The sequence below is a fragment of the Ramlibacter sp. genome (assembly GCF_028292805.1).
Taxonomy (GTDB): Bacteria; Pseudomonadota; Gammaproteobacteria; order Burkholderiales; family Burkholderiaceae_C; genus Ramlibacter.
Genome location: NZ_JAQGLS010000127.1, coordinates 1 through 2,916, shown reverse-complemented (window position 1 = coordinate 2,916; position 2,916 = coordinate 1). Strand labels below are relative to the sequence as shown.

Genomic DNA, 2,916 nt, shown 5'->3' with positions numbered 1-2,916 from the left:
ATCCCACCCCCGCCTCGCGCGCCAAGTACGACCACGGTCGTCTGATGGCCGTGCTGGTCGCCCCGATCGTCTCCGAGAAGGCGACGCACGTGGCGGACAAGTCCAACGCCGTGACCTTCAAGGTCCTGCAGGACGCCACCAAGCCCGAGATCAAGGCCGCCGTCGAACTGATGTTCAACGTGCAGGTCAAGGGCGTTTCCGTCATGAACACCAAGGGCAAGCACAAGCGCTTCGGTCGTTCGCTCGGTCGTCGTGACAACGTGCGCAAGGCATACGTCACGCTGCAGCCGGGCCAGGAGCTGAACTTCTCCGGGGAGGCCGCTTAATCATGGCAGTCATCAAGATGAAACCGACCTCCGCCGGCCAACGTGCCGTCGTGAAGGTCTCCCGCGATCACCTGCACAAGGGTGAGCCGTACGCGCCGCTGCTGGAAAAGAAATTCCAGAAGGCCGGCCGCAACAACAACGGCCACATCACGGTGCGCCACAAGGGTGGCGGCCACAAGCACCACTACCGCGTCGTCGATTTCGTCCGCAACAAGGATGGCATCCCGGCGAAGGTGGAGCGCGTCGAGTACGACCCGAACCGCACGGCCCACATCGCCCTGGTGGTGTATGCCGACGGCGAGCGCCGCTACATCATCGCCCCGCGTGGCCTGGAAGTCGGCGCGTCGCTGGTGTCCGGTTCGGAAGCCCCGATCCGCGCTGGCAATACGCTGCCGATCCGCAACATCCCGGTCGGCTCGACGATCCACTGTATCGAGCTGCAACCTGGCAAGGGCGCGCAGATCGCGCGTTCGGCCGGCACGTCGGCCACGCTGCTGGCCCGCGAAGGCGTCTACGCCCAGGTCCGCATGCGCTCGGGTGAGGTCCGCCGGATCCACATCGAGTGCCGCGCCACCATCGGTGAAGTCGCCAACGAAGAGCACAGCCTGCGCCAGTTGGGCAAGGCTGGCGTCAAGCGCCACATGGGCATCCGCCCGACGGTGCGCGGCGTTGCGATGAACCCGATCGACCACCCGCACGGTGGTGGTGAGGGCCGCACCGGAACCGGCAAGCCGCCGGTCGATCCGTGGGGCAACCTGACCAAGGGCTACCGCACGCGTAACAACAAGCGCACGCAGACGTTCATCGTCGCGCGGCGCAAGAAATAAGGGTCCGACAACATGACTCGCTCTCTCAAAAAGGGTCCGTTCGTTGACCACCACCTCGTTGTCAAGGTCGACAAGGCCGTGACCAACAAGGACAAGAAGCCGATCAAGACCTGGTCGCGCCGCTCCATGATCCTGCCCGATTTCATCGGGCTGACGATCGCCGTGCACAACGGCAAGCAGCACATCCCGGTCTACATCACCGACCAGATGGTGGGCCACAAGCTGGGCGAATTCGCCCAGACGCGCACCTTCAAGGGTCACCCTGCGGACAAGAAAGTCCAGAAAAAGTAAGGCGAACCATGTCTGAAACTCGTGCAATCCTCCGCGGTGTGCGCTTGTCCGTGGACAAGGGCCGCCTGGTGGCGGACCTGATCCGTGGCAAGAAGGTCGACCAGGCCCTCAACATCCTGAACTTCACCCAGAAGAAGGGTGCCGTCATCTTGAAGAAGGTTCTGGAGTCCGCGATCGCGAACGCCGAACACAACGACGGCGCCGACATCGACGAACTGAAGATCACCACCATTCACGTCGAGCAAGGTGCCACGCTGAAGCGCTTCTCCGCCCGGGCCAAGGGCCGCGGCAACCGCATCAGCAAGGGTACGTGCCATGTGTACGTGACCGTCGGCAACTAAGGCAGGAAGAAAAATGGGACAAAAGATCCACCCGACCGGCTTCCGCCTGGCCGTCACGCGCAACTGGAACAGTCGCTGGTACGCCAACGACAACGACTTCGCCGGCATGCTGGCCGAAGACATCAAGGTCCGCGACTACCTCAAGACCAAGCTCAAGAACGCCGCGGTGTCGCGCGTGCTGATCGAGCGTCCCGCCAAGAACGCGCGCATCACCATCTTCTCGGCACGTCCGGGCGTGGTGATCGGCAAGAAGGGCGAGGACATCGAGGCGCTCAAGCGCGAACTGGCCACGCGCCTGGGCGTGCCGGTGGCAGTGAACATCGAGGAGGTGCGCAAGCCCGAAGTCGATGCCAAGCTGATCGCCGACTCGATCACCCAGCAGCTCGAAAAGCGCATCATGTTCCGCCGCGCGATGAAGCGCGCCATGCAGAACGCGATGCGCCTGGGCGCGCAAGGCATCAAGATCATGTCGTCGGGCCGCCTGAACGGCATCGAGATCGCGCGTTGCGAGTGGTACCGCGAAGGTCGCGTGCCGCTGCACACCCTGCGCGCAGACATCGACTACGGTTTTTCCGAAGCCAAGACCACCTACGGCGTCATCGGCGTCAAGGTCTGGGTCTACAAGGGCGACACCCTGGGCCAGCGCGATGCGCCGTCCCTGGACAGCACCCCGCGCCCCGAAGGTGAAGAGCGTCGTGGCCCGCGTGGTCCGCGCCGTGACGGCGACCGCCGTCCCGGTGGCGGTGCTCCCGGCCGTGGCGGCCCGCGCGGTCCCGGCGGCGGTGGCAGTGGTGGTGGCAGCGGTGGCGGTGGACGGACTGTGTCCGCCAGCGCCAACGTGGCTCCCGCCGATGGCGCCGACAAGCCCGCAGAAGCAACCCAAGGCGCAGATGCGCCGAAATCTACCGTTAAGCGCGTTCCTCGCAAGACCGCGCCGGCTGGCACGCCTGCTGCTACCGACGGTAAAGGAGAGTAAACATGCTGCAACCCGCTCGTCGCAAATTCCGCAAAGAGCAAAAAGGCCGCAACACCGGCATTGCCACGCGTGGCAATTCGGTCGCCTTCGGCGATTTCGGCCTCAAGTGCACCGACCGCGGCCGCCTGACGGCGCGCCAGATCGAGGCCGCGCGT

Annotated in this window: 6 protein-coding genes; all 6 read left to right on the top strand. The window is 64.7% G+C overall.

What is annotated here, in order from left to right:
• Positions 1-326, top strand: a 326-nt coding sequence (rplW, locus tag JWP65_RS07525) for a 50S ribosomal protein L23 (protein WP_299762237.1), incomplete at its 5' end; no start/stop codon positions are given.
• A gap of 2 nt (positions 327-328) precedes the next feature.
• The gene (rplB, locus tag JWP65_RS07520; RefSeq protein ID WP_299762234.1) at positions 329-1,153 is read left to right on the top strand and encodes a 50S ribosomal protein L2; all 825 of its coding nucleotides are present in this window, start codon (positions 329-331) and stop codon (positions 1,151-1,153) included.
• A 12-nt stretch (positions 1,154-1,165) separates the two neighbouring features.
• On the top strand, positions 1,166-1,444 hold the full coding sequence (gene rpsS, locus JWP65_RS07515; protein ID WP_299762231.1) for a 30S ribosomal protein S19: 279 nt from the start codon (positions 1,166-1,168) through the stop codon (positions 1,442-1,444).
• A gap of 8 nt (positions 1,445-1,452) precedes the next feature.
• Positions 1,453-1,785 carry a 50S ribosomal protein L22 gene (gene rplV, locus JWP65_RS07510; protein WP_299762228.1) on the top strand — a complete coding sequence of 111 codons (333 nt, stop codon included), beginning with the start codon at positions 1,453-1,455 and terminating at the stop codon, positions 1,783-1,785.
• Positions 1,786-1,798: 13 nt separating this feature from the next.
• Complete coding sequence (rpsC, locus tag JWP65_RS07505; RefSeq protein ID WP_299762225.1) at positions 1,799-2,761, top strand: 30S ribosomal protein S3; 963 nt, start codon at positions 1,799-1,801, stop codon at positions 2,759-2,761.
• Positions 2,762-2,763: 2 nt separating this feature from the next.
• Positions 2,764-2,916: ribosomal protein L16 (locus JWP65_RS07500; protein WP_299762240.1), on the top strand; the 153-nt coding region annotated here is incomplete at its 3' end.

Excerpts from the sequence above, each read along its gene's own strand:
- rplV (WP_299762228.1), top strand. The coding sequence starts at position 1,453 with ATGTCTGAAACTCGTGCAATCCTCCGCGGTGTGCGCTTGTCCGTGGAC.
- rpsC (WP_299762225.1), top strand. The coding sequence starts at position 1,799 with ATGGGACAAAAGATCCACCCGACCGGCTTCCGCCTGGCCGTCACGCGC.
- rpsS (WP_299762231.1), top strand. The coding sequence starts at position 1,166 with ATGACTCGCTCTCTCAAAAAGGGTCCGTTCGTTGACCACCACCTCGTT.
- rplB (WP_299762234.1), top strand. The coding sequence starts at position 329 with ATGGCAGTCATCAAGATGAAACCGACCTCCGCCGGCCAACGTGCCGTC.